Origin of the sequence: Actinomadura rubrisoli (assembly GCF_004349215.1) — a bacterium.
GTDB lineage: Bacteria > Actinomycetota > Actinomycetes > Streptosporangiales > Streptosporangiaceae > Spirillospora > Spirillospora rubrisoli.
This window is the reverse complement of sequence record NZ_SMKU01000751.1, coordinates 1-912: the sequence shown is the minus strand read 5'-3', so window position 1 is coordinate 912 and position 912 is coordinate 1. Positions and strand designations below refer to the sequence as shown.

Sequence of the window (912 nt, the reverse complement as noted above, 5' to 3'; positions counted from 1 at the left end):
GAGGTCTTTCCAACCTCAGTTGGCGTGATGGTGCAGGGCGAGGATCGCCTGGACGATCGCGGTCAGGCGGCTTGGTGAGCAGCGAGCCTTCCGCAGGATGCACCAGCTCTTGAGGGTGGCGGCGCCCTGCTCGCCGAGCGCGCGGACCTTGGCGTGGTGCCGGTTGAACAGCTTCTTGCGTTTCCCGAGCTTGCGGCCCTTCCACCGCTTGTACGGCGTGCCGATCGCGCCGCCCGCGCCGACGTATCCCTTGTCGGCGTAGCAGGCGATCGCCCGGCTGGTGAGCGCGTCGATGATGCCGTGGACGCGGGCCGCGGTGAGATCGTGCGTCGAGCCGGGCAACACCGGCGACGCCCAGATCAGCCGGCCGTGCGGGTCGGTCAGGAACTGGATGTTCACCCCGTGCCGGTGATGCTTGCCGCTGTAGTACAGCCGGTCGCCCGCCCTTGACAGCCGGTCGATCGGGGCCAGGGTGCCGTCCAGGATGACGTAGGCCTTGCGCTGGCAGGTCCGCATCGCCTCGCGCAGGTCGGGTGCCAGGTCGGCGAGCAGGGCGATGACCTCGCTGACGTAGCGGTGCGCGGTGGCGAGGCCGACGCCGAACGCGGCGGCCAGGCGGGCGAAGGTCTCGTTGCAGCGCAGGTGCACCAGTACCAGCAGCGCCTGGCGGCCGGGCTTGAGTGCTCGCCATCGGGAGCCGATCCGGTCGCGGTGGCCTGCGATCAGCTCGGCCACGAAGGCACGGGTTGCGGGCGACAGATCCAGCGCAGCACGGTAGAACAACACCAGAGGCTCCTGGCAGGGCGGTTGTTTTGGTCGACTTCGCATCTACCAGGAGCCTCGTCGCGTCACCGGCCGACTCAGTCCACCGCAACCACCTTGTGACCAGCACGATCAAGATGGAAAAGGCTC

General features: G+C 68.5%; 1 protein-coding gene. It reads right to left on the bottom strand.

Going from position 1 to position 912, the window contains the following annotated elements; genetic code table 11:
* Nucleotides 1-15: 15 nt before the first annotated feature.
* A complete protein-coding gene (locus E1298_RS47270) occupies nt 16-786 on the bottom strand; it encodes a transposase family protein (RefSeq protein ID WP_131903882.1) in 771 nt (256 codons plus the stop codon).
* Nucleotides 787-912 lie beyond the last annotated feature (126 nt).